The organism is Gryllotalpicola kribbensis (assembly GCF_039538245.1).
Lineage (GTDB): Bacteria > Actinomycetota > Actinomycetes > Actinomycetales > Microbacteriaceae > Gryllotalpicola > Gryllotalpicola kribbensis.
This window is the reverse complement of sequence record NZ_BAABBX010000016.1, coordinates 405561-428411: the sequence shown is the minus strand read 5'-3', so window position 1 is coordinate 428411 and position 22851 is coordinate 405561. Positions and strand designations below refer to the sequence as shown.

Annotated in this window: 23 protein-coding genes; 7 read left to right on the top strand and 16 right to left on the bottom strand. The window is 69.5% G+C overall.

What is annotated here, in order from left to right:
- The 3 genes from ABD716_RS14335 (at position 1) to ABD716_RS14325 (ending at position 2993) form a co-directional block, all read left to right on the top strand.
- Complete coding sequence (locus ABD716_RS14335; RefSeq protein WP_344778436.1) at positions 1-828, top strand: Sir2 family NAD-dependent protein deacetylase; 828 nt, start codon at positions 1-3, stop codon at positions 826-828.
- A 23-nt stretch (positions 829-851) separates the two neighbouring features.
- Positions 852-1466: a histidine phosphatase family protein gene (locus ABD716_RS14330; protein WP_344778016.1), complete on the top strand. Its 615-nt coding sequence runs from the start codon at positions 852-854 to the stop codon at positions 1464-1466.
- Between the two features lie 147 nt (positions 1467-1613).
- Positions 1614-2993 (top strand): HNH endonuclease, encoded by a 1380-nt coding sequence (locus tag ABD716_RS14325; protein ID WP_344778014.1) that lies wholly within the window; start codon positions 1614-1616, stop codon positions 2991-2993.
- A 77-nt stretch (positions 2994-3070) separates the two neighbouring features.
- On the opposite strand, the gene ABD716_RS14320 is transcribed toward ABD716_RS14325, so the two are convergent.
- On the bottom strand, positions 3071-4156 hold the full coding sequence (locus ABD716_RS14320; protein ID WP_344778012.1) for a glycosyltransferase family 4 protein: 1086 nt from the start codon (positions 4154-4156) through the stop codon (positions 3071-3073).
- Positions 4153-5010: an alpha/beta fold hydrolase gene (locus ABD716_RS14315; protein ID WP_344778010.1), complete on the bottom strand. Its 858-nt coding sequence runs from the start codon at positions 5008-5010 to the stop codon at positions 4153-4155. Before ABD716_RS14315 ends, ABD716_RS14320 begins: the two co-directional genes overlap by 4 nt.
- Before the next feature lie 63 nt (positions 5011-5073).
- On the opposite strand from ABD716_RS14315, the gene ABD716_RS14310 reads away from it, so the two are divergent.
- On the top strand, positions 5074-5769 hold the full coding sequence (locus ABD716_RS14310) for a 3'-5' exonuclease (RefSeq protein WP_344778008.1): 696 nt from the start codon (positions 5074-5076) through the stop codon (positions 5767-5769).
- Between the two features lie 80 nt (positions 5770-5849).
- On the opposite strand, the gene ABD716_RS14305 is transcribed toward ABD716_RS14310, so the two are convergent.
- The 3 genes from ABD716_RS14305 to glgA all read right to left on the bottom strand — a co-directional run bounded on the left by ABD716_RS14305 (position 5850) and on the right by glgA (position 8242).
- On the bottom strand, positions 5850-6107 hold the full coding sequence (locus ABD716_RS14305; RefSeq protein WP_344778006.1) for a type B 50S ribosomal protein L31: 258 nt from the start codon (positions 6105-6107) through the stop codon (positions 5850-5852).
- A 131-nt stretch (positions 6108-6238) separates the two neighbouring features.
- Positions 6239-7027 carry an ABC transporter ATP-binding protein gene (locus tag ABD716_RS14300; protein ID WP_344778004.1) on the bottom strand — a complete coding sequence of 263 codons (789 nt, stop codon included), beginning with the start codon at positions 7025-7027 and terminating at the stop codon, positions 6239-6241.
- A gap of 33 nt (positions 7028-7060) precedes the next feature.
- A complete protein-coding gene (gene glgA, locus ABD716_RS14295) occupies positions 7061-8242 on the bottom strand; it encodes a glycogen synthase (protein WP_344778002.1) in 1182 nt (393 codons plus the stop codon).
- Between the two features lie 47 nt (positions 8243-8289).
- Here glgA and glgC point away from each other — a divergent pair, with 47 nt between their 5' ends.
- Entirely contained in the window at positions 8290-9534 is a 1245-nt protein-coding gene (gene glgC, locus ABD716_RS14290; RefSeq protein WP_344778000.1) for a glucose-1-phosphate adenylyltransferase, read from the top strand.
- Complete coding sequence (gene serB, locus ABD716_RS14285; protein WP_344777998.1) at positions 9531-10193, top strand: phosphoserine phosphatase SerB; 663 nt, start codon at positions 9531-9533, stop codon at positions 10191-10193. Before glgC ends, serB begins: the two co-directional genes overlap by 4 nt.
- Positions 10194-10223: 30 nt before the next feature.
- Here the strand turns inward: serB and ABD716_RS14280 are convergent, their stop codons facing one another.
- Positions 10224-10940, bottom strand: coding sequence for a beta-ketoacyl-ACP reductase (locus tag ABD716_RS14280; RefSeq protein ID WP_344777996.1), 717 nt, complete (start codon positions 10938-10940; stop codon positions 10224-10226).
- 45 nt (positions 10941-10985) lie between these two features.
- Between ABD716_RS14280 and ABD716_RS14275 the strand changes: the two genes are divergently transcribed.
- Positions 10986-11258, top strand: a complete 273-nt coding sequence (locus tag ABD716_RS14275) for a DUF3099 domain-containing protein (protein WP_344777994.1) — start codon at positions 10986-10988, stop codon at positions 11256-11258.
- A gap of 186 nt (positions 11259-11444) precedes the next feature.
- Here the strand turns inward: ABD716_RS14275 and ABD716_RS14270 are convergent, their stop codons facing one another.
- The 10 genes from ABD716_RS14270 to ABD716_RS14225 form a co-directional block, all read right to left on the bottom strand.
- Complete coding sequence (locus tag ABD716_RS14270; protein ID WP_344777992.1) at positions 11445-12665, bottom strand: SURF1 family cytochrome oxidase biogenesis protein; 1221 nt, start codon at positions 12663-12665, stop codon at positions 11445-11447.
- 106 nt (positions 12666-12771) lie between these two features.
- Positions 12772-14874 (bottom strand): RecQ family ATP-dependent DNA helicase, encoded by a 2103-nt coding sequence (locus ABD716_RS14265; RefSeq protein WP_344778434.1) that lies wholly within the window; start codon positions 14872-14874, stop codon positions 12772-12774.
- Positions 14875-14914: 40 nt separating this feature from the next.
- On the bottom strand, positions 14915-16513 hold the full coding sequence (locus ABD716_RS14260; protein ID WP_344777990.1) for an ABC-F family ATP-binding cassette domain-containing protein: 1599 nt from the start codon (positions 16511-16513) through the stop codon (positions 14915-14917).
- A gap of 7 nt (positions 16514-16520) precedes the next feature.
- Positions 16521-16850 carry a metal-sulfur cluster assembly factor gene (locus tag ABD716_RS14255; RefSeq protein WP_344777988.1) on the bottom strand — a complete coding sequence of 110 codons (330 nt, stop codon included), beginning with the start codon at positions 16848-16850 and terminating at the stop codon, positions 16521-16523.
- 2 nt (positions 16851-16852) lie between these two features.
- Positions 16853-17617 (bottom strand): Fe-S cluster assembly ATPase SufC, encoded by a 765-nt coding sequence (gene sufC, locus ABD716_RS14250; RefSeq protein WP_344777986.1) that lies wholly within the window; start codon positions 17615-17617, stop codon positions 16853-16855.
- Positions 17618-17947 carry a non-heme iron oxygenase ferredoxin subunit gene (locus ABD716_RS14245; protein ID WP_344777984.1) on the bottom strand — a complete coding sequence of 110 codons (330 nt, stop codon included), beginning with the start codon at positions 17945-17947 and terminating at the stop codon, positions 17618-17620. It abuts the gene before it with no gap.
- The gene (gene sufD / locus ABD716_RS14240; RefSeq protein WP_344777982.1) at positions 17947-19122 is read right to left on the bottom strand and encodes a Fe-S cluster assembly protein SufD; all 1176 of its coding nucleotides are present in this window, start codon (positions 19120-19122) and stop codon (positions 17947-17949) included. Before sufD ends, ABD716_RS14245 begins: the two co-directional genes overlap by 1 nt.
- A gap of 1 nt (position 19123) precedes the next feature.
- Positions 19124-20542 carry a Fe-S cluster assembly protein SufB gene (gene sufB, locus ABD716_RS14235; RefSeq protein WP_344777980.1) on the bottom strand — a complete coding sequence of 473 codons (1419 nt, stop codon included), beginning with the start codon at positions 20540-20542 and terminating at the stop codon, positions 19124-19126.
- A gap of 144 nt (positions 20543-20686) precedes the next feature.
- Positions 20687-21676 carry a COX15/CtaA family protein gene (locus ABD716_RS14230; RefSeq protein WP_344777978.1) on the bottom strand — a complete coding sequence of 330 codons (990 nt, stop codon included), beginning with the start codon at positions 21674-21676 and terminating at the stop codon, positions 20687-20689.
- Positions 21677-21685: 9 nt separating this feature from the next.
- The gene (locus ABD716_RS14225) at positions 21686-22624 is read right to left on the bottom strand and encodes a heme o synthase (protein WP_344777976.1); all 939 of its coding nucleotides are present in this window, start codon (positions 22622-22624) and stop codon (positions 21686-21688) included.
- Between the last annotated feature and the right edge of the window lie 227 nt (positions 22625-22851).

Here is a 22851-nt window from a genome sequence, read left to right as displayed (position 1 = left end):
ATGCTCGAGACCGAGTCCGACACCCTGCTCGACGCCGCCGTCGACGCGCTCGCCGGGCGAACGATCACGGTGCTGACGGGCGCCGGGGTGAGCACGGATTCCGGCATTCCCGACTACCGCGGCGCCGGGGCCCCGAAGCGCAACCCGATGACGATCGAGCAGTTCCTCGCCTCGCCCCGCGCCCGGCAGCGCTACTGGGCGGGCTCGCACCTCGGCTACAGCCTGTTCGACGCCGCCCGCCCGAATGACGGCCATCGGGCTCTCGCCGAGCTCGAGGCGCGCGGTCTGGTGTCGGGCGTCGTCACTCAGAACGTCGACGGTCTGCACGTGCGCGCCGGGTCGCGCCGCGTGGTGCCGCTGCACGGCACCATGGACCGCGTGGTGTGCCTGAACTGCGGGCAGGTGTTCGCCCGGCCCGACATCGCAGCCCGCATCGATGCGGCGAACCCGTGGCTCGCGAAGCCCGAGGCGGTGGTGATCAACCCCGACGGCGATGCCGAGGTCACCGACGTCGAGAACTTCGTCGTGCCCGACTGCACGGTCTGCGGCGGCCCGCTCAAGCCCGATGTGGTCTTCTTCGGCGAGTTCGTGCCCGTCGACCGCTTCGACGAGGCGAAGGCGCTCATCGCGTCGTCCGACGCGCTACTGGTCGCGGGCTCGTCGCTCGTGGTCAACACAGGCATCCGGCTCATCGAGCAGGCGCGGCGGCGCAGGCTGCCGATCGTCGTGATCAACCGCGGCGTCACCAAGGGCGACTCGCGAGCGACCGTGAAGATCGACGGGGGCACCACCGAGTACCTGGTGGCGCTGGCTGACAGGCTCGCCTGAGCCACGACTGACAGACTGGGCGGGTGACCCGCATCTCCCTCGTCCGACATGGCCAGACCGATTGGAACCGCGACGGGCGCATTCAGGGCCGCAGCGACATCCCCCTTAACGACACCGGGCGCGAGCAGGCGCACGAGACCGGGCGCGCGCTGCGCGCTCGCCGCTTCGACGGCATCTATGCCTCGCCTCTCGTGCGCGCGTTCGAGACCGCCGAGATCATCGCGGGCGAGCTGGGGATGCCGGGCCCGGTGGCGGTTCCCGGGCTCGAGGAGCGCAGCTACGGTCGCGCCGAGGGCATGACCGGCCCCGAGATCCGCGCGGCGTTCGGCGACGACCGCGCCGACGTTCCCGAGTGGGAGAACGACGCGGCGCTGCTCGGGCGGGTTCTCGAGGCGCTGTCGGGGCTCGCGGCGCAGCACCGAGGCGAGCGGATTCTCGTCGTCGCCCACGGCGGCGTGATCGGGGCCGTCGCGAGGCACCTGACCGACGGTGCGCGCCCGGCCAAGGGCGAGGCGATCGGGAACGCGTCGGTGCACGATCTTGAGGTGGTCGACGGCGAGCTGCGGCTCGTCGCCTTCAACGTCGCCGCGGCCGAGCTTGCGGGGCTCGAGGAACTCGACGTCGACGTCGAGGTGTAGGCGCGTGGAGCTCGCGGATGCCGCCGTCTGGGTAAATCAGACGTATCTCGCGGAACCGACTACACATTCGTAGCTGAATACGAATGGGTTGTCCACAGCTTTCGAAGTTCCTGGGCCGATGTCAGTGGTTCATGGTTGACTGACGCCATGACATTAGAAGTCTCGTTCGATCTCGATGTGGAGAATTCCGCATTCGTGCTCGGCCAGTCGTGGCAGGCCGAGCAATACGAGCGAGTGTGCGCGGGGCGGCGCGAGATCGCTCGTCTCGAAGCACACGAGGTGCGCATTCTCGCGGGGCTGCTCTACGACGCCGAGGGTGCAGCCGGCGAAGACGCCATCGATGCGGGTGACCCGCAGACGGTGACGCGTCGGCACGAGCTGGCGGTGCGATCCATCGCGATGGAGGTGGCCGCATCGACGAACACGTCGATCCAGGCGGTCGAGGTGAAGCTCGGTGAGGCGTGGACCCTGGCGAACGAGCTGACGGACACGCTGGCCTGCCTCGAAGCCGGTGAGATCTCGCGGGCCCACGCGCACGAGCTGATCGCGGTGACCGGGCACCTCGAGCGCGGCAGCCGGCGCGAGGCAGAGCATGCGCTGCTGCCTTGGGCCAAGCGGCTCGCGCCGTCGCCGTTCCGGCGCAAGGCCAAGCAGATTCTCGAAGCGCTCGAGAAGGACTCCTTCGGTGAGCGCCACGACCGTGCATATGCGAAGCGGCGTGTCGACATCACCGCCGGTCGCGACGGAATGGCGCACCTCGAGGCGTACATCGATGGCGCGGACGCGGCGTTGATCAAGGCCGGGCTCGAGAACGCCGCGAACGAGGCGCGGCAGGCCGGCGACCCTCGGTCGAGGAAGCAGCTCGAGGCGGATTTCGTGGTCGAGCTGCTGACCGAGGGGAACATTGCCATCGGCTCGGCAGCCGATGGCGGGGCCGCCGCGCCGCTGCCCGTGACCAGGCGAGCGGCGGTGACCGTCGACGTGCTCATCCCGGCCGCGACCCTGGCCGGAAAGAACGAGCAGGGCGCCCTCATCCCGGGTTTCGGCATGATCGACCCACAGCGTGCGCGCGAACTGGTGGCCATGGCCCCGAGCCTGAAGCGCATTCTGACCGACCCGATCACGGGTGCCGTTCTGAACTTCGATCGCACGAGCTACCGCATTCCCGCCGGGCTCAGACGGGTCCTGCGCATCCGCGACGGGCACTGTCGCGCGCCCGCGTGCACCCTTTCGTCCCGCTACACCGATGTCGATCATGCCGTCGACTACGCCCGCGGCGGCCCGACGAGCCTCGCGAACACCTCGGAGCTCTGCGAGGGTCACCACTACGTCAAGCACGAGGGCGGCTGGTCCCTCACGCAATACGCCGACGGAGTCCAGGACTGGCGCGCGCCCTCAGGTCGCACCTATCGCACGTACCCGGACAACCCGTTCGCCGGGGCGCAGAGCGTCGTCGTGCCCGCTCCGTTCGACCTGCCGCCCGATGACGATGACGATGACGATCCTGAGCGCGACGAAGCCGGTTGATCAGCGGTGCGCGGGCGCCAGTCGCGGGTCGGTGGGCGCCGCTGTGACCGCGTAAGAGGAGTCCGAACTCCGTGCCGTCACGGTGCCACCGACCGCAGCACCTCGAAGAGGGCCCGCGCCGACGCGGCCCACGTGAACTTCGCCGCCTGCGCGATTCCCGCGCGGCTTGCGCTTGTCCAGGCATCCCCGGGCTCAAGCGAGCGGATGCCGCGCGCGACGTCCTCGGGCGACGCGGGGTCCACGAACACCGCCGCCTCTCCCCCGACCTCGTGGAAGATCGCGATGTCGCTCGCGACGACCGGCGTGCCGACGCGCATCGCCTCGATGACGGGAATGCCGAAGCCCTCGTCCCACGAGGTCGTGACCAGGGCGTGGGCGCCGAGCAGTGCGGTCTCGTACTCGCCGTCGCTCGCCCCGTTGTGGAAGACGAGCGCGGCGCCCGGGGCGAGATCGGCGAGGCGCGCCCGCTCGGCATCCGTCACGGGGCTCATCAGGTGCAGCTCGTAGTCCGCACCGAGCAGCGGCATCGCGCGCACGAGCGCATCGATGTTCTTGTAGGGCACGAACTGGCCCATATGCACGAGGCGGCGCGGCAACCCGGCCGGCGGCAGGCGGTGCTCCGCCGCCTCGAGCGCGGCGGGCGACGGGTCGGCGGCAGCGTTCGGCACCACGTGCACGGGGCGTCGGGTGAGGCGGTGCTCGGCGATGAGATCGGCGGTCGTCTGCGAGACCGAGACGACGGCGTCGCCGCCGTCGAGCAGCCGGCGCTGGGGCCACCACGACAGGTGGTAGAGCCGCCAGGCGATCTTGACATACCACGGCATCGAGCGCGGCGGCGTGCGGTGCCGGTAATAGATGAGATCGTGCACGGTGAGCACGAGCCTGTAGGTGCGCCCGCGCGACCCCATGGTCTGCATTGGCGTGAAGACGACGTCGGGGTGAAGCCGGTTCACCTCGCGTGCGCGCCACGGCTCCCCCGGGCCGGTCTGCGAGCCGATCTTGTGCCACGGCAGCTCGGGCAGGTTCGCGAGCTGCGCCTCGTCGCTGATCAGCATCTCGACCGGGGTGAGCTTCGCGAGCTCGCGCACGAGCTCGGCGCTGTAGCGGCTGATGCCGTCGTGGCGGCCGGTGCGCACGTAGCGGCAGTCGAACAGGACCCTCACGAGGGGCGCCCCGCGCGGCTCGCGAGGAACGACTCGATGAGGGCGGCCGCCTCGGCCGGCTTCTCGTAGTGGATGAGGTGCCCCACGCCGTCGATCACCTCGAGCGTGCCGTCGGGCAGCAGGCCGGCGAGCCGGCGCTCGGCCGAGAGCGGAGTGATCTGGTCCTGCGCGGCGGCCACCAGCAGCACGGGCAGCCGGAGCCGCTCGGCGTACTCGCTCACGTCATGCGACACCGACGCCCGGAACGCCTCGAGCAGAGAGCTGCGGTCGGCGAACAGCGAGAAATAGGCGTCGTGCTGGCCGTGGATCCAGCGCCGCAGCTGAGGGTCGCGCGTGGTCGCCATGGCGATGCTCATCGCGCGCACGATGGCGGGGCTGCGCAGCAGCCCGTTGCCCGCGCGCGCAGGCAGGGCGCGCGCGAGCCAGTAGTAGAAGACCGCGGCAGCCGTTCCGATCGCCTTGGGGCCCTTGAGCGCGGGCGCGCCGATGGGGTTCACGAGAACGGCGAGGGATGCCTCGACGCGGCGATCGGCAAGGGCGGCGGACACCACGATCGAGCCGAACGAGTGCCCGAGCAGCGTGACGGTCCCGTCGGGGGCGACGGCGCGGCGGAACTCGCCGAGCCAGCGCGCGTAGCCGTCGATGTCGTGTGGGCGATCGGCGAAGGCATCCGATGCCCCGAATCCGGGAAGGTCGGGGGCGATCACCCGGCGGCCGGTGAGACGCTCGATGATCGGCTCGAGGCCGTGGTGGTCGCCGCGGAAGCCGTGCACCGCGATGATCGGGGCCGAGTCGCCCTCCGGGCCGTAGGCGACCCAGCGCGTGACCCCGCCGGGAAGCTCGATCTCGTGCATCGCCTCTCAGGCTACCGAGCGTCGCAGCAGTCGGGTGTCAGAGGTCGCTTCTACCCTGGAGGCATGAGCGGATGGCATGAGCAGCTGGGCGTCTTCGACCTCGAGACGACGGGCGTCGACACCGAGACGGCGCGCATCGTGACGGCGCACGTGGGCGTCATCAACGAGCAGGGCATCACGGTGTCGCGGCAAGACTGGGTGATCGACCCGATGGTCGAGATCCCCGACGGTGCGGCTGCGGTGCACGGCTACACGACCGAGCGCGTGCGCCTCGAGGGCATGGATGCCGCGACGGGCGTCGCCGAGATCGTGTCGGCCCTGCGGGTGTTGTTCGAGCGGGGCATCCCGGTCGTCGCCTACAACGCGCCCTACGACTTCACTGTGCTCAACCGCGAGGCGAAGCGCCACGGGGTCACTCCGCTCGAGAACCCGCTGCCGGTGATCGACCCGCTCGTCATCGACAAGGCCGTCGACCGCTACCGCAAGGGCAAGCGCACGCTCGAGCTCACGGCGCAGTTCTACGGCGTCGACCTCGGCGACGACGCGCACGACGCCGGCTACGACGCGATCGCCGCCGGCCGCGTCGCCCAGGCCATCGCCGTCAAGTTCGCCGCTGAGCTCGCGATGACGGCGGCCGAGCTGCACGCACGCCAGGTCGACTGGTTCCGCCAGCAGGAGGAGAGCTACGCGGAGTTCCGCCGGAACAAGCTCGGCGACCTCAACTTCGTCGCGACGGGCACCTGGCCAGAGCGCTTCTGACGGGCGAGACCGTCACCGGGCATGCGAAAAGGCCCCGGGGTAACCCGGGGCCTTTTCGCGAGGTGCTGAGCGGTGGCTGCTTACTTGCTGCCGCCGAAGCCCTTGAAGCGCTGGTTGAACTTCTCGACGCGACCGGCCGAGTCCATGATGCGCTGCTTGCCGGTGTAGAACGGGTGCGACTCGGACGAGATCTCGACGTCGATGACGGGGTACGTGTTGCCGTCCTCCCACTCGATGGTCTTGTCGCTGTTCACGGTCGAACGCGTGAGGAACGTCGCGCCCGAAGCCAGGTCGCGGAAGACCACCGGGGCGTAGTTCGGGTGGATGTCAGCCTTCATAGTCAGTGCCTTTGAAACAGTCGAATGGATAGGTGTGAAGTGCGAAATCGTCGGCCCGCCGAGGTCTGAAGGACACAATCTCGCGTCACGCGAGGGGGCCAAACACCGATTCTATCAGGTCGCGGAAGCGATCACGACTTGGCGCGGGCGGTGAAGCGGCCCTCAGTCTCGGTGACCTCGACCCCGATGCCGAACGCGCCCGACAGCACGTCGGAGTTCAGCGTCTCGCCGATCGGCCCCGCAGCGGCGACCCGGCCGCCCGCGAGCACGATGGCATGCGTGAACCCGACCGGGACCTCCTCGACGTGGTGGGTCACCATGATGATCGCCGGCGCCGAGGGCGAGCTGGCGTAGCCGCCGAGCAGCTGCACGAGCTCTTCGCGGGCACCGAGGTCGAGCGAGGCGGCGGGCTCGTCGAGCAGCAGCAGCTCAGGGTCGGCCATCACTGAGCGGGCGATCTGCACGCGCTTCTGCTCGCCGTCGGAGAGCTCGCCGAACTTCCGGTCGGCGAGGTGGTCGACCTTCCACTCCGAGAGCACGCGGTGGGCGCGGCGCTCGTCGATGTCCTCGTACTCCTCTTTCCACCGCGCGGTGATGCCGTACGCGGCGGTGAGCACGATGTCGAGCACGGTCTCGCCATAGGGAAGCCGGCGAGAGAGCGAGCTCGAGGCGAAGCCGATATGGGGGCGGAGCTCGGCCGGGTCGATCTCGGCCGTGTTCTCGTCGAGCAGGGTGACGGTGCCCGCCGTGGGCGCGAGCTGAGCGGCCGCGAGCTGCAGCAGCGTGGTCTTGCCCGCGCCGTTCGGGCCGAGCACGATCCAGCGCTGGTCGCTCGTCACGGTCCAGTCGATGCCCTCGAGGATCGTGGTGCCTGAGCGCTCGACTCCGGCGGACTGCATGCTGACGACGGTGCTCGACATGCCTCCAACCCTATCGGCAGATCACGGCTCGGATCAGAGCAGGCCGGCGTAGACGGATGCCGTCTGCTCGGCGATGGACGACCACGAGAAGGCATCCCTCGCACGCTCGTAGCCCGCCTGCCCCATGACCCGCGCCCGCGCAGGGTCGGCGACCACCTCGGTGAGCGCGGCGGCGAGGTCGGCGACGAAGCGATCGGGGTCGATCGGCGTGCCGGTGCCGTCCTGCATCTGCTCGATCGGCACGAGTCGGCCGGTCACGCCGTCGACGACGACCTCGGGGATGCCGCCCGTGGCGGTGCCGACGACGGGAAGCCCGCACGCCATCGCCTCGAGGTTCACGATGCCGAGCGGCTCATAGACCGACGGGCAGACGAACACGGTCGATGCCGAGAGCACGGCGGTGAGCTGGTCGCGCGGCAGGATCTGCTCGATCCACACGACGCCCGAGCGCTCGGCCTGCAGCTCGGCGACGAGGCCCTGCACCTCTGCCATGATCTCGGGGGTGTCCGGCGCGCCCGCGCAGAGCACGAGCTGCACGTCGGCGGGCAGCGACTTCGCCGCCCGCAGCAGATAGGGCAGGCCCTTCTGACGGGTGATGCGGCCGACGAACACGACCGCGGGCCGGTCGGGGTCCACGCCGAGAGCGCGCGCCGCGTCGCGGTCGGGGTTCGGCTGCCACGCCGACAGATCGATGCCGTTGTAGACGACGTGCGTCTTCGCGGGGTCGATCGCCGGGTACGAGCGCAGGATGTCGCGGCGCATGCCCTCTGAGACCGCGATCACGGCATCCGCCGCCTCATATGCCGTCTGCTCGATCCAGCTCGAGACGCGGTAGCCGCCGCCCAGCTGCTCGGCCTTCCACGGCCGCAGGGGCTCGAGGCTGTGCGCCGTGACGACGTGCGGGATTCCGTGCAGCAGCTTCGCAATGTGGCCTGCACCGTTCGCATACCAGGTATGCGAGTGGACGATGTCGGCGCCGCCGGCCGCCTGAGCCATCTGCAGGTCGACGCCGAGCGTGGTGATCGAGGGGTTGGCGGATGCCAGTTCCGCAGGCACCCCGTAGGAGTACACGCCCGCCTCATCGCGGGGCTTTCCGAAGGCGTGCACGCGCACCTCGATGTGCGTGCGCAGCGCTTTCACGAGCTCGGCGACATGGACCCCCGCGCCCCCGTAAACCTCGGGTGGATACTCACGTGTCATGAGGTCGACTCGCATAGTCAAGACGCTAGTACAGGCACGCGAGGCCAACTAATGTCGGTTTCATGAGGGCTGGCAGGAAGATCTTCGGCGTTGTTCTGGCAGGCGGCGAAGGCAAGCGCCTGATGCCGCTCACGGCGGACCGAGCGAAGCCGGCGGTGCCCTTCGGCGGCCAGTACCGTCTCATCGACTTCGCGCTCTCGAACCTCGTCAATTCCGACCTGCGACAGCTCGTCGTGCTCACGCAGTACAAGTCGCACTCGCTCGACCGCCACATCTCGCAGACCTGGCGCCTCCCCCAACTGCTCAACTCCTACGTCTCGTCGGTGCCCGCCCAGCAGCGCCTCGGCAAGCGCTGGTTCTCCGGCTCGGCCGACGCCATCCTGCAGAACCTCAACCTGCTTCGTGACGCCAAGCCCGACATCGTGGTCGTGGTCGGCGCCGATCACGTCTACCGCATGGACTTCGCGCAGATGATCGAGGCGCACATCGCCTCGGGCGCGCGGGCGACGGTCGCGGCGATCCGCCAGCCGATCTCGCTCGCCAACCAGTTCGGCGTCATCGAGGTCGACGCCAAGCACCCCGACAAGATCGGCGCGTTCCGCGAGAAGCCGTCCGACCCGGTGGGGCTGCCCGACTCGCCGCACGAGGTGTTCGCCTCGATGGGCAACTACGTCTTCGACACCGACGCGCTCGTCGAGGCGGTCGAGAGCGACGCCGAGCGGCCCGAGTCGAACCACGACATGGGCGGCGACATCGTGCCGTACTTCGTCGAGCGCGGCGAGGCCGGCGTCTACGACTTCAAGGACAACGACGTGCCCGGGTCGACGGCGCGCGACCGCGCCTACTGGCGCGACGTGGGAACCATCGAGTCGTTCTTCGAGGCGCACCAGGACCTGATCTCGGCGCTGCCGATCTTCAATCTGTACAACCGCGAGTGGCCGATCTACTCGCAGGAGCTGAACTCACCGCCGGCCAAGGTCGTGCGCGACGCGCGCGGGTCGATCGGCGCGACCATCGACTCGATCGTCTCGCTCGGCTCGGTCATCTCGGGCGCGCATGTCGAGCGCAGCGTGCTCGGCCCGTGGACGCTCATCGACTCCGGGGCGAACATCACCGACACCGTCGCCTTCGACCGCGTCACCATCGGCCCCGACGCGCACGTGCGCCGTGCCATTCTTGACAAGGATGTCGTCATCGAGCAGGGCGCCGAGGTCGGCATCGACCTCGCGCGCGACCGTGCGCGCGGTTTCACCGTCACCGAGTCCGGCCTCGTCGTGGTCGGAAAGGGAGTTCGCGTCGTTCCATGAGTTCCTCGCTCGCGCAGGTCGCTGCGCCGTTCCTGGTCGTTCTCGACGCGGATTCGACGCTCCTGCACGATGAGGTGATCGAACTCATCGCCGATCACGCCGGCACCACCGCCCTGGTGGCAGACATCACGACGCGCGCCATGATGGGCGAGCTCGATTTCGTGGCGTCGCTGCGCGAGCGCGTGGCGACCCTCGCGGGGCTGAGCACGGATGCCTTCGCCGAGGTCCGCTCGCGTCTGACCGTGACTGCCGGGGTGCGTGAGCTGATCGAGGCCGTGCACGCCGCGGGCGGCAAGGTCGGCGTCGTCTCCGGCGGGTTCCACGAGGTCCTCGACCCGATCGCCTCGCAGCTCGGCATCGACTTCTGGCGAGCCAACCGCTTCGAGGTGGCCGACGGTCGACTCACGGGTCGGGTCGACGGTGCGATCGTCGACGCGCTGGCGAAGGCGACCGCCCTCAAGGAGTGGGCGGATGCCTCCGGCATCCCCGCCTCGCGCACGATCGCCGTCGGCGACGGTGCCAACGATCTCGAGATGATGGCGATCGCCGGCCTCGCGGTCGCCTTCAACGCCAAGCCGCGTGTGCGCGAGCAGGCCGATGTGATCGTCGACCGGCAGGACCTGTCGCAGCTGCTGCCGCTTCTGGGCCTACGCGGCTGAGGCCGCTCCGGCGAAGCCGAAGCCCGCGGGTCAGTGCCCCATTCCGAGGCCGCCGTCGACGGGGATGACGGCACCCGAGATGTACGCCGCGTCGTCGGAGGCGACCCACGCGACCGCCTTCGCGATCTCGCGCGCCGTGCCGTAGCGGCCGGCGGGGATGGCTTTCTTGTAGGCGGCGGTCTGTTCCTCGGGCAGCTCGGCCGTCATATCGGTCTCGATGAAGCCCGGGGCGACGACGTTGGCCGTGATGCCGCGGCTGCCGAGCTCGCGGGTGATCGAGCGCGCCATGCCGACGAGCCCCGCCTTCGAGGCGGAGTAGTTCACCTGGCCGGGGTTGCCGTAGAGACCCGAGACCGACGAGATGAAGACGATGCGGCCGTGCTTGGACTTGAGCATGCCCTTGAGGGCGCGCTTGGCGACGCGGAAGGAGCCCCCGAGGTTCGTGTCGACGACGGCGTCGAAGTCCTTGTCGCTCATGCGCAGCATGAGGGTGTCACGGGTGATGCCGGCGTTCGCGACCACGACCTCGACCGGCCCCAGGGCGGTTTCGACCTCGGTGAACGCGGCGTCGACGGCATCCGCATCGGTCACATCGGCGCGCACCGTGAGGGCGCCGGCCGGCCCCTCGCCCGAGCGCGCCGTGACGGCGACGCGGTGCCCTTGGGCCACGAACTCCTCGGCGATGGCGAAGCCGATACCACGGTTTCCGCCGGTGACGAGCACGGTGCGAGGAGTTGATTCAGGCATATAGGAATCGTATTGGCACCCGCGGCTTAGGCTTGACCGGAGCCCATGAAGAGCACGTCGCACACCATCACCTCGCTGCCGCCCTCCCCCGATCAGGAGCGGCGCCGGCGAATGCTCGAGTACTCGATCATGATGGGCATCCGCGTGCTGTGCGTCCTCGCCTGCATCTGGGTGCGCGGCTGGTGGCTGCTGATCCCGGCCCTCGGCGCGATCTTCCTGCCCTATTTCGCGGTCGTCGTCGCGAACGCGGCCCAGTCGGGCGCTCGCGGCCAGGTCGAGCGGCCCGGCGCGCTCGTGCGGCGCGAGGACCGGCGGTGAGCCTGTTCGGCGAGCCGACGGCTCACGAGTGCTCGCGTGCGGGCTGCCGAGAGGCCGCCTCGTGGCGGCTCGACTGGCGGAACCCCAAGATCCACGCCGAGGGGCGACTCAAGACGTGGCTCGCCTGCGACGAGCATCGCGAGTTCCTGAACGGATTCCTGAGCTCACGGGGCTTCCCCGTGATGGTCAGTCCACTCGATCGGGGTGACGATCAGGGCCGGTCGAGTCGCCGGAATCCGCCGGTTCAGCAGGACCCGTCGCAGGTTCGCTCGGCTGGATGACGATCACGTCTGGGCCGCGCCGCGGCGACTGCTGAGAGGATGCCGACGCATCGGCCCCCGGCGCGCCTGCCGCGGACGCCCCGCCGATCGCCCCGAAGCTGCGCGGCGCGGGCGGCAGGACCGAGACGGTGCCCTCGATGCCCCAGCGGGACAGCGGCACGTAGCCGTCGAGGAGCTCGTCCTCGATCTCGGCGTCGGTGAACTTCTTGCGCGCCGCCCTCTGCCGTCGCTTACGGGCGCGCTCGCGCTCTTCCGGATGGTCGGCGTTGAGGCGGCGGAACTCGGTGCGCATCGCGTACCAGAGGCCGCCGAAGCCGATCATCGCGATGAGCATCCACTGGATCATGTAGGACCAGTGGATGACCGTGCCGACGGTGGGCGCGCCCGTGACCACCTTCGTCAGCGCCGTCGCCGACGCGGGCGTCTGCGTGTCGAGCAGACCGTAGGCCCCCGTGTAGACGGCACCGCCGCCGAGCCGCTGCCTGACCTGCTCGAGGTTGATCGACTCGATCTGGTTCCGGATCGCGGGAGTCGAGCCCTTGACCGCTTCGCTCGGCTCGATGCGCGCGACGAGGCTGACCGTGCCGCTCGGTGGCTTGGGCTCGGACTTGGGCCGGGCAGGGTCCGACCCGGGCCCGATGCAGCCGCGGTCGACGATGAAGATCTTGCCGTCTGAGAGCTTGAGGGGCGTTAGCACCTCGAAGCCGGTGCCGTTGCCGCAGGGGCGGGTGCGCACGAAGAGCTGGTCCTTCGTGAGGTACTCCCCCGTGACCGCGACGGGTTTCCACTGGTCATGGGCGTCGTAGGCGTCGAGTCGTGGAAGCACGGTGTCGAGCGAGACCGGCGCCGCGTGGAAGTTCTGCTCGACGCGCGCGTTATAGCGCGTCGCCTGCTGGCCGCGGTCGTACTGCCAGTGCGAGAGGAAGACGCAGGCGATGGCGAACACCACTGCGGCGAGGATGTAGACGATCCAGCGGCGCGTGCGGGTGAACTCCCACCCGACCATGCCCTCGGTCGTCGTGTCGTAGACGGCGGCCGTCTTCCGCTCGAGAGCCCCCGGGCGGCGAATGTCGACAGCGCGTGCTGAGCGGCGCTGCAACGACCCATGCGGGTGACGATCTGGCACGGACTACTGGCTTCTGTCGGGGCGGGCGTGGGCTGGGAGCGGCTCGGCGGGCCGCCTTCGATCCTCTCGCGTCTCGCTGAACGCTTCCTCTTACGGTAGCTCGCCGCTACCCCTGCAGCGCCGCCGCGAACGGGAGCACCGCGCTCGCGCCGGCGCGGCGGAGCTCGCGCGCGGCGACCGTGATCGTCCACCGGCTGTCGATGAGGTCGTCGACCAGCAGAACGGGGGCGCCGGGCGGCAGCGCGAGATCGGAGGCGTCGAAGCGGCCCCACACGGAGCCGAGACGGAAGACGCTGTTCCCGCCGGGGCCGCCCGCCGGGCCGCCGTGCCGCAGCCCCAGCGCGCCGAGATACGGCAGTCGCCCGATGTCGGCGAGCCCGCGCGCGAGCGACGCGGTGAAGGTCGGCCGCCGGCGCGACGGCATCGACACGACCGCCGCGGGCCGCTCGGCCCACCGCCATTCGGTGAGCACCTGGACGCACGCGCTCAGCAGCTCGGGCGGGCACGGCTCGTCGGGCGCGCCGCTCGCGAGCAGCTCGCGCAGGCGGCCGCCCCACCCCAGGTCGCTGAGTCGCGCCAGCGCGCGCCCCGGCTCGCACTGCTCATCGGCGGGGATCTTGCCGCGCACCGGCACCCCGACGCTGTCGGCGCCGGTCGGCCAGAGCTTGCGGACCTCGACCTCGACGCCCGCCCGCTTCAGCGCGTTGCCCGCCGCCTGGCGCGCGGCACCGGTCGCGGCGGTCGGGTACCACGCCCCCGCGCAGTTGTCGCAGCGCCCGCACGGGCGCGCGTCGACGTCGTCGAGCGCGAGCTGCAGGAACTGCATGCGACAGTCCGACGTGCGCTCGTAGGCGAGCATCGCGCGCTGCTCGCCCGCGCGCGCCTCGGCGACCCGTCGATAGCGCTCGGTGTCGTACGCCCAAGGTCGGCCCGTGGCGACCCAGCCGCCCTGCACCCGCCGCGCGGCACCGTCGACGTCGAGCACCTTGAGCAGCAGCTCGAGTGCCGACTTCTTCAGATCGACACGGCTCTCGAGCACGGCCGTCGACTGGGGCGCGTCACTCAGTGCCGCGATCAGGGCGAGTGCCTTCCCCTCGTCGGGCATCGAGGCGGTCGCGAAGTAGTTCCAGATGGCCTGGTCTTCGGGGCCGGGCAGCAGCAGCACATCGGCGCTTTCGGTGGCTCGCCCGGCGCGGCCCACCTGCTGGTAGTAGGCGACCGGCGACGACGGGGCGCCGAGATGCACGACGAAGCCGAGATCGGGCTTGTCGAACCCCATGCCCAGCGCGCTCGTGGCGACGAGCGCCTTGACCTCGTTCCGCTTGAGCCTCTGCTCGAGGTCCGCGCGCTCTTCGGCATCCGTTCGCCCCGTATATGCGTATGTCTCGTGCCCTGCCTCGCGCAGGATGCGCGCGACGTCTTCGGCGGCAGCCACCGTCAGCGTGTAGACGATGCCGCTGCCGGGCAGGGAGCCGAGGTTGGCGACCAGCCAGGCGAGGCGCGCCTCTGCGTCGGGAAGGGTCAGCACCCCGAGGCGCAGCGAGGTGCGCGCCAACGGACCGCGGATGGTGCGCACGTTCTCGCCGCCCAGCTGCTCGGCGACATCGGCGACGACGCGCTCGTTCGCCGTGGCCGTCGTCGCGAGCACCGGCACGTGCGCGGGGAGCGTCGCCACGAGCTCGCGCAGCCGCCGGTAGTCGGGCCGGAAGTCGTGGCCCCAGTCGGAGATGCAGTGCGCCTCGTCGATCACGAGCAGGCCGGTGCGCGCGATCAGCGTCGGCAGCTGCCGATCGCGGAAGTCGGGATTGTTGAGCCGCTCAGGGGACACGAGCAGCACGTCGACGCTGTCGTCGGCGAGCCGCGCCGTCGCCTCGCCCCACTCGTGACGATTCGCCGAGTTGATCGCGAGAGCGCGCACGCCTGCGCGTGCGGCCGCCTCGACCTGGTCGCGCATGAGCGACAGCAGAGGTGAGACGAGCAGGGTCGGGCCGGCGCCGCGCGCCCGCAGCAGCATCGTCGAGACGAAGTAGACCGCGGACTTGCCCCAGCCGGTGCGCTGCACGACCAGCGCCCGCTGCCTCTCATCGACGAGCGCCGAGATCGCCTCGAACTGCCCGTCGTGGAACTCGGCGCCCGGCCGGCCGACGAGCGCGCGCAGCGACGCGAGCGCCTGCTCGCGGGTCAAAGAGGATGTCGCGGAGTCCGTCATGGTCATGGCCGGCATCGTGCCCGATGCCTCTGACATCGCCCTACGCGAGCTCGACGAGCTCGGCGTAGTCGGGCGTCCAGAGGTCCTCGGTGCCTTCCGGCATGATCAGCACGCGCTCGGGGTTCAGCGCCTCGATCGCGCCCGGGTCGTGCGAGACGAGCACGACGGCGCCCGAATAGTGCGCGAGAGCGTCGAGGATCTCTTCGCGCGACGCCGGGTCGAGGTTGTTCGTCGGCTCGTCGAGCAGCAGCAGGTTCGCCGACGACACGACGAGCATCGCGAGCGCGAGGCGCGTCTTCTCGCCGCCGGAGAGCACCCCGGCGGGCTTGTGCACGTCGTCGCCCGAGAAGAGGAACGAGCCGAGCACCTTGCGGGCATCCGTCTCGGTCAGGTGCGGCGATGCCGACACCATGTTCTGCAGCACGGAGCGCTGCACGTCGAGCGTCTCGTGCTCCTGCGCGTAGTAGCCGATCTTGAGGCCGTGCCCCGGCTCCAGCTCGCCCGTGTCGGGCTCGTCGACCCCGGCGAGAATGCGCAGCAGCGTCGTCTTCCCCGCGCCGTTGAGGCCGAGGATGACCACCTTCGACCCGCGATCGATCGCGAGATCGACGGCCGTGAAGATCTCGAGGGACCCGTAGGACTTGGACAGATCGGATGCCTTGAGCGGCGTGCGCCCGACCGGCGACGGCTCGGGGAACCGCAGCTTCGCCACGCGATCGGCCTGGCGCACCTCGTCGAGGCCGTACAGCAGCTTCTCAGCGCGCGCCATCATCTGATGCGCGGCGGCCGCCTTCGTCGCCTTGGCGCCGAACTTCGCGGCCTGCAGCTGCAGAGCGGACGCCTTCTTCTCGGCGTTGGCGCGCTCCTTCTTGCGGCGCTCCTCATCGGCGGCCCGCTGAGCCAGGTACTTCTTCCAGCCCATGTTGTAGACGTCGATCACCGCGCGGTTGGCGTCGAGATAGAAGACCTTGTTGACGGCCTCCTCCACGAGCACCACGTCGTGCGAGATCACGATGAAGCCGCCCTGATAGTTCTTCAGGAACTCGCGCAACCAGACGACGGAATCCGCGTCGAGGTGGTTCGTCGGCTCGTCGAGGATCATCGTGTCCGCGTCCGAGAACAGGATGCGGGCGAGCTCGATGCGCCGCCGCTGGCCGCCGGAGAGCGTCTTGAGGGGCTGGTCGAGGATGCGGTCGGGCAGGTTCAGGTTCGACGCGATCGACGCGGCCTCGGCCTCGGCCGCGTAGCCGCCGAGCGCCTCGAAGCGTTCCTGCAGATTGGCGTACCGGCGCATCGCCTTGTCGGCGACCGCCGGGTCGGCATCCGACATCTTCAGCGTCGCCTCGTGGATCTGGAGGTTGAGCGTGCCCAGGCCGCGCGCGTCGAGGATGCGCGTGCGCGCGAGCATCTCGGGGTCGCCTGTGCGCGGGTCCTGCGGCAGGTAGCCGAGCTCGCCCGAGCGCGTGACGGTGCCGTCGGTGGGCGGCAGGTCGCCCGCAAGGACCTTGGTGAGCGTCGTCTTCCCGGCGCCGTTGCGGCCGACCAGTCCGATCTTGTCGCCCTTCTGAACACGGAAATCGACGCCCGCCATGAGTGTGCGGGCGCCGACCCGGATCTCGAGGTTCGAGACCGCAAGCATTAAGACCTCAAATCGAGAATCCCAGGGCGCGCATCATGTCGCGCCCGTCATCGGTGATGCGCTCGGGGCCCCACGGCGGCATCCACACCCAGTTGATGCGGAACCGCTCGACGACCCCGTCCAGCGCCTGGCCGGTCTGCTCCTCGAGCACATCGGTCAGCGGGCAGCCGGCACTCGTCAGCGTCATGGAGATGATGAGCGCGTCGTGCTCGTCGTCCCACGCGAGGTCGTAGATGAGCCCCAGGTCGACGACGTTGACGCCGAGCTCGGGGTCGACGACGTCCTTGAGCGACTCGACCACCTGGTCGAACTTCTCGGGAGCGAGTGCGGTGGCCATGGTCAGCTCGCGTCGAGGGCCGACACGAAGCGGTCGTAGCCCTCTTCCTCAAGGCGCTCGGCGAGGTCGGGGCCGCCCTCTTCCGCGACCTTGCCCGCGACGAAGACGTGCACGAAGTCGGGCTTGATGTAGCGCAGGATGCGCGTGTAGTGCGTGATCAGCAGGATGCCGAGATCGGATGCCTGATGCGCGCGGTTCACACCCTCTGAGACGATCTTGAGCGCGTCGACGTCGAGGCCGGAGTCGGTCTCGTCGAGCACCGCGAAGCGGGGCTTCAGCAGCTCGAGCTGCAGGATCTCGTTGCGCTTCTTCTCGCCGCCCGAGAAGCCCTCGTTGACGTTGCGGGCCGCGAACGACGGGTCCATGCGCAGGTTCGTCATCGCGTCCTTGACGTCCTTCGACCACTGGCGGATCGAGGGGGCCTCGCCGGCGATGGCGGTCTTCGCGGTGCGCAGGAAGTTGGTGTTGGTGACGCCGGGGATCTCGACCGGGTACTGCATGGCGAGGAACAGGCCGGCGCGGGCGCGCTCATCGACGCTCATCGCGAGGACGTCCTCGCCGTCGAGCGTGATGGTGCCGCCCGTGACGGTGTACTTCGGGTGCCCGGCGATCGTGTAGGCGAGGGTCGACTTGCCCGAGCCGTTCGGGCCCATCACGGCGTGGATCTCGCCCGACTTCACGGTGAGGTCGACGCCGCGGAGGATCTGCTTGGTGCCCTGCTCGGTCTCGACCGTGGTCTGCAGGTCGCGGATCTCGAGAACAGACATTTACACATTCACTTTCTTGGGGGAAGGGTCGATCAGCACATCGCCGTCGGCGATCTCGACCTCGAAGACAGGGACCGGCTCGTAGGCCGGCAGGTTGAGCGGCTTGCCGCTGGTGAGCGAGAACTGCGACCCGTGCGCCCAGCACTCGATCGTCTCGCCCTCGACGAAGCCCTCGGAGAGCGAGATGTCGCCGTGGGTGCAGGTGTCGCCGATCGCAAAGACCTGGTCGGAGGCGTCTCGCACGACAGCGACAGGCACGCCGTCGACGACGACGCGCTTGGCCTGGTTCACGACGAGGTCGTCGAACGCGCACACCTTGACGGATGCCATTAGGCAGCGCCCCCTGAAACGGCACCGCTCCCCGCGGCGAGCTCGTCCTCGATGGCGGCGTTCAGGCGCTCCTCGAGAGACGGCACCCCGATCTGCTGCACGATCTCGACGAGGAATCCGCGCACGACGAGGCGGCGCGCCTCGTCCTCGGGGATGCCGCGCGACTGCAGGTAGAACAGCTGCTCGTCGTCGAAACGGCCCGTGGCGCTCGCGTGGCCTGCGCCCAGGATGTCGCCGGTCTCGATCTCGAGGTTCGGCACGGAGTCGGCGCGGGTGCCCTCGGTGAGCACCAGGTTGCGGTTCTGCTCGTACGAGTCGGTTCCGACCGCGTCGGGCCCGATCAGCACGTCGCCGATCCACACCGTGTGCGCGGCCTCGCCCTGCAGCGCGCCCTTGTAGGTCACGCGACTCTTGCCGTTCGCGGCCTCGTGGAACACGTAGACCTGGTGCTCGAGGTGCTGGCCCGCATCGGCGAAGTACACGCCGAGCAGCTCGGAGTCTGCGCCCTGGCCGGCGAGCCGGGCCGAGGGGTTGAGTCGCACGATCTTGCCGCCGAGCGTGACGACGACGTGCTTCAGCTTCGCGTCGCGGCCGACGGTCGCGAAGTGCGCGGCGACGTGCTTCGAGGCATCCGACCAGTCCTGCACGGTGACGAGCGTGAGGTTCGCGCCCTCGCCGACGACGATCTCGACGTTCTCGGCGAGCTGGGCGTCGCCCTGGTTCTCGAGCACGAGGGTCGCGTGCGTGTTCGGCGCGACCGACACGATCGTGTGCGCGGCGCGCGGAGCGCTGCCGAGGCTCGCGCGGGTGAGCGTCGCCTCGAACGCGTCGTCTCCGCTCAACTCGATGAGCAGCGCGCGCTCGAAGTGCGTCCACGCGTTGGCGCTCGCGCGGTCCTCGGGGAGGCCCGCCGCGCCGACCAGCTCGTGGTCGCGCGCGACCCATGAGGTGCGGATGCCTCGGGTGTTGGCCACTCGGAAGTCGTAGCTCGACCCGTCGAGCGCGCCCTCGGTGAGCTCGGTGAGCTCGTCCACGGGCGTGTACTTCCACACGGCCTCGCGGCCGGTGACCTTCGCGAAGTCGTCGACATTGGTCGACGTCGGGCGCTCTGAGCGGGTCTGCACCGGCACGCTGGGCAGCGCCGGGACCTCGGTCTCGGTGTATGTCGTGCTCAACTCAGCCGACCGATCCTTCCATGCCCATCTCGATGAGCTTGTTCAGCTCGAGGGCGTACTCCATCGGCAGCTCGCGCGCGATCGGCTCGATGAAGCCGCGCACGATCATCGCCATCGCCTCGTCCTCGGGAAGACCGCGGCTCATCAGGTAGAAGAGCTGCTCTTCGCTGACCTTCGAGACGGTGGCCTCGTGACCGAGCTGCACGTCGTCGACGCGGATGTCGATCGCCGGGTAGGTGTCGCTGCGCGAGATGGTGTCGACGAGCAGCGCGTCGCAGCGCACGGTGTTCGCGGCGTGGTGCGCCTTGGGGTCGACCCGCACCTCGCCGCGGTAGCCGGCCCGGCCGCCGCCGCGGGCGATCGACTTCGAGACGATCGACGACTGGGTGTACGGCGCCATGTGGATCATCTTCGCGCCGGCATCCTGGTGCTGCCCGGGGCCCGCGAACGCGACCGACAGGGTCTCGCCCTTCGCGTGCTCGCCCATCAGGTAGATCGACGGGTACTTCATCGTCACCTTGGAGCCGATGTTGCCGTCGATCCACTCCATAGTGGCGCCCTCGTGGGCGACGGCGCGCTTGGTGACGAGGTTGTAGACGTTGTTCGACCAGTTCTGGATCGTCGTGTAGCGCACGCGGGCGTTCTTCTTCACGATGATCTCGACGACGGCGGAGTGCAGCGAGTCACTCTTGTAGATCGGGGCCGTGCAGCCCTCGATGTAGTGCACGTACGAGCCCTCGTCGGCGATGATCAGCGTGCGCTCGAACTGGCCCATGTTCTCGGTGTTGATGCGGAAGTAGGCCTGCAGCGGGATCTCGACGTGGACGCCCTTCGGCACGTAGACGAACGAGCCACCCGACCACACCGCGGTGTTCAGCGCGGCGAACTTGTTGTCGCCGGCGGGGATGACGGTGCCGAAGTACTCCTCGAAGAACTCGGGGTGCTCGCGCAGCGCCGTGTCGGTGTCCATGAAGATGACGCCCTGCGCCTCGAGGTCCTCGCGGATCTGGTGGTAGACGACCTCGGACTCGTACTGCGCGGCGACGCCGGCGACGAGGCGCTGGCGCTCGGCCTCGGGGATGCCGAGCTTCTCATAGGTGTTGCGGATGTCTTCGGGAAGCTCTTCCCACGACTGCGCCTGCTTCTCGGTGGAGCGGACGAAGTACTTGATGTTGTCGAAGTCGATCTCGGAGAGGTCGGCGCCCCACGTGGGCATCGGCTTCTTCCCGAAGATCTCGAGCGCGCGAAGCCGGCGCTGCAGCATCCACTCCGGCTCCTTCTTCAGGGCCGAGATGTCGCTGACGACTTCGGTCGACAGGCCGCGGCGTGCGGACGCGCCTGCGGCGTCCGGGTCCGCCCATCCGAACTCGTACTGGCCGAGGCCCGCGAGCTCAGGACGGTCGATGAGAACGTCTGACATTGATTTACCTCGCTTACTGCCGCCCGTAACCGGTTATCAGACCGGCTCGCCCGTACCCACTGCGGCGGTCACGAGTCCGTCGCGACAGGCGATTGTGCGGATGGCTGGCGGATGCGCGGGCGCGCACCCATGAACCTTCTGAGTCTATCGAAGACTTGCGCGCGGCTCGCGCGAATCGGCGGTTACGGATGTCTCGCCCAGGTGCACGGAGGGGAACAGCCCCGGCTGGACGTCGAGCACGAGCCGCACGGCGCCGATCCAGACGAGCCCGGCGCCGACCACGTGCAGGATCACGAGCACGTTGGGAAGGCCGGTGACCGCCTGCACCACGCCGATGAGCCCCTGCGCCACGACCGCTGCGACGAAGAAGATCGCGCGCTCACGTGCGACGCGCTCGCCCGGCGCCCGCAGGATGACAACGAGCAGGATGCCGAGGGCCAGCGTCGCGGCCGCGAGGAGCCCGTGCACCCAGGTCACCGCGAGCCAGTCGAAGCCCATGCGCTGCACGGGCGACCCGTCGGCGGCCTGGCCGGAGTGCGGCCCCGAGCCGGTCGCGAGGGTGCCCGCCGCGATCAGGACGAGCGTCACAGCGGCGGTGACCCAGCTCAGCGCCTTGGCGGCGGGCGCGACGTCGCGCGGGCGATCGGCCTGCTCGTGGACGCGGTGCCAGGTCAGCGCGATCGACGTGAGCAGGGCCATCGCCATGATGAAGTGCAGCGCGACGACGTAGGGGTTGAGCTTCGCGAGCACGCTCACTCCCCCGACGACCGCGTTCGCGACGACGAGCCAGAACTGGCTCCACGCGAGGCGCGTGATGCTGCGCACGCGCGGACGCTGCAGCCGCGCTGCGATGATCACGCAGGCGACCGCGATGACGAGGACGTCGGTGAGCGTGCGGTTCGCGAACTCGATGAACCCGTGGATGCCGAGCTCGGGCGTCGCCGTCAGAGAGCCCGCCTGGCACTGGGGCCACGTCGGGCAGCCGAGGCCCGAGCCGGTGACCCGCACGATGCCGCCGCCGAGCACGATGAGCACGCCCATGACGAGGGCGAAGGTGGTCGCCCAGCGCAGGACGCGCGGGCTCAGCGCCCAGCGGTCGGCTGCCCAGCCCAGAGGGGTCTTCAGTAGAGGCATCCCGGGTACTCAGAAGTGGAGGAGCGGGTCGATGGCGACCGCCAGGAAGAGGATCGAGAGGTAGGTGATCGAGCCGTGGAACACGCGCATCGGCGAGACGTCTTCGTGCTTGATCGCCAGGTGGTACAGCCGGTGGGTCTCGTAGATGAACCAGCCGCCCGCGGCGGCCGCGCCGATGGCGTACAGCCAACCCATGTTCGCGACGGGGATCAGCAGCAGCGAGCACGCGACGGTCGCCCACGCGTAGAGGATGACCTGCAGGCCGACCTGCGCCCTACCGCGCACCACTCCGAGCATCGGCACACCGACAGCCTTGTAGTCGTCGCGGTACTTCATGGACAGCGGCCAGTAGTGCGGCGGGGTCCACAGGAAGACGACGGCGAAGAGGATGAACGGAGCCCAGTCGAGGCGGTCGGTGACAGCCGACCACCCGATGAGCACCGGGAAGCAGCCGGCGATTCCGCCCCAGATGATGTTCTGCGCGGTGCGGCGCTTGAGCCACAGCGTGTAGACGAAGACATAGAACAGGATCGCGGCGACCGAGAGACCGGCGGCGAGCAGGTTCGTGGTGAGCGCGAGCCACACCGTCGAGACCACGCCGAGCGTCCACGCGAAGACGTAGGCCTCGCGCGGGCTGACCTCGCCCGTGACGATCGGTCGGTTCTTGGTGCGCTTCATGACGGCGTCGATGTCGCGGTCGATGTACATGTTGAACGCCGCCGCGCTGCCGGCGGAGAGGGCGCCGCCGATGACCGTGGCGATGATGAGCCAGACGTTCGGCAGGCCCCTGTCCGCAAGGATCATGACGGGGATCGTCGTGACCAGCAGCAGCTCCATGACGCGAGGCTTCGTCAGCGCGAAGTACGCGGACGCCTTGCGGCCGAAGCCGATGTGTGCGGGGGCGCTGTGTTCGCCGGCTTCCGCCTGACGCTCTACGGCAATGCCCATGGCTCCTCGAGGGGGTTTTGTGTCGCACCGAGTCTAGTTCACGGCCCAGGTGGTCTGGGGGTGCACGGGCGCGACTATGCTGTTGGGTGCTCGCCTTCCGAGGCTTTACACAGACGAGACAACATTCCAACCTTCCGGCTGGGAGAAGTCTGCGAAGCGCCGCGGTTGCCAATGACGTCCGTGGCGGCACAACCGATAAGCGGCGGGTATGCAACAGGACCCGGCCG

What these genes read in the sequence shown, in the direction of transcription:
- ABD716_RS14335 (WP_344778436.1), top strand. Translation starts at nt 1, where the DNA reads ATGCTCGAGACCGAGTCCGACACCCTGCTCGACGCCGCCGTCGACGCG.
- ABD716_RS14325 (WP_344778014.1), top strand. Translation starts at nt 1,614, where the DNA reads ATGACATTAGAAGTCTCGTTCGATCTCGATGTGGAGAATTCCGCATTC.
- ABD716_RS14315 (WP_344778010.1), bottom strand. Translation starts at nt 5,010, where the DNA reads ATGCACGAGATCGAGCTTCCCGGCGGGGTCACGCGCTGGGTCGCCTAC.
- ABD716_RS14310 (WP_344778008.1), top strand. Translation starts at nt 5,074, where the DNA reads ATGAGCGGATGGCATGAGCAGCTGGGCGTCTTCGACCTCGAGACGACG.
- ABD716_RS14305 (WP_344778006.1), bottom strand. Translation starts at nt 6,107, where the DNA reads ATGAAGGCTGACATCCACCCGAACTACGCCCCGGTGGTCTTCCGCGAC.
- ABD716_RS14300 (WP_344778004.1), bottom strand. Translation starts at nt 7,027, where the DNA reads ATGTCGAGCACCGTCGTCAGCATGCAGTCCGCCGGAGTCGAGCGCTCA.
- glgA (WP_344778002.1), bottom strand. Translation starts at nt 8,242, where the DNA reads ATGCGAGTCGACCTCATGACACGTGAGTATCCACCCGAGGTTTACGGG.
- glgC (WP_344778000.1), top strand. Translation starts at nt 8,290, where the DNA reads ATGAGGGCTGGCAGGAAGATCTTCGGCGTTGTTCTGGCAGGCGGCGAA.
- serB (WP_344777998.1), top strand. Translation starts at nt 9,531, where the DNA reads ATGAGTTCCTCGCTCGCGCAGGTCGCTGCGCCGTTCCTGGTCGTTCTC.
- ABD716_RS14280 (WP_344777996.1), bottom strand. Translation starts at nt 10,940, where the DNA reads ATGCCTGAATCAACTCCTCGCACCGTGCTCGTCACCGGCGGAAACCGT.
- ABD716_RS14275 (WP_344777994.1), top strand. Translation starts at nt 10,986, where the DNA reads ATGAAGAGCACGTCGCACACCATCACCTCGCTGCCGCCCTCCCCCGAT.
- ABD716_RS14265 (WP_344778434.1), bottom strand. Translation starts at nt 14,874, where the DNA reads ATGACGGACTCCGCGACATCCTCTTTGACCCGCGAGCAGGCGCTCGCG.
- ABD716_RS14260 (WP_344777990.1), bottom strand. Translation starts at nt 16,513, where the DNA reads ATGCTTGCGGTCTCGAACCTCGAGATCCGGGTCGGCGCCCGCACACTC.
- ABD716_RS14255 (WP_344777988.1), bottom strand. Translation starts at nt 16,850, where the DNA reads ATGGCCACCGCACTCGCTCCCGAGAAGTTCGACCAGGTGGTCGAGTCG.
- sufC (WP_344777986.1), bottom strand. Translation starts at nt 17,617, where the DNA reads ATGTCTGTTCTCGAGATCCGCGACCTGCAGACCACGGTCGAGACCGAG.
- ABD716_RS14245 (WP_344777984.1), bottom strand. Translation starts at nt 17,947, where the DNA reads ATGGCATCCGTCAAGGTGTGCGCGTTCGACGACCTCGTCGTGAACCAG.
- sufB (WP_344777980.1), bottom strand. Translation starts at nt 20,542, where the DNA reads ATGTCAGACGTTCTCATCGACCGTCCTGAGCTCGCGGGCCTCGGCCAG.
- ABD716_RS14230 (WP_344777978.1), bottom strand. Translation starts at nt 21,676, where the DNA reads ATGCCTCTACTGAAGACCCCTCTGGGCTGGGCAGCCGACCGCTGGGCG.
- ABD716_RS14225 (WP_344777976.1), bottom strand. Translation starts at nt 22,624, where the DNA reads ATGGGCATTGCCGTAGAGCGTCAGGCGGAAGCCGGCGAACACAGCGCC.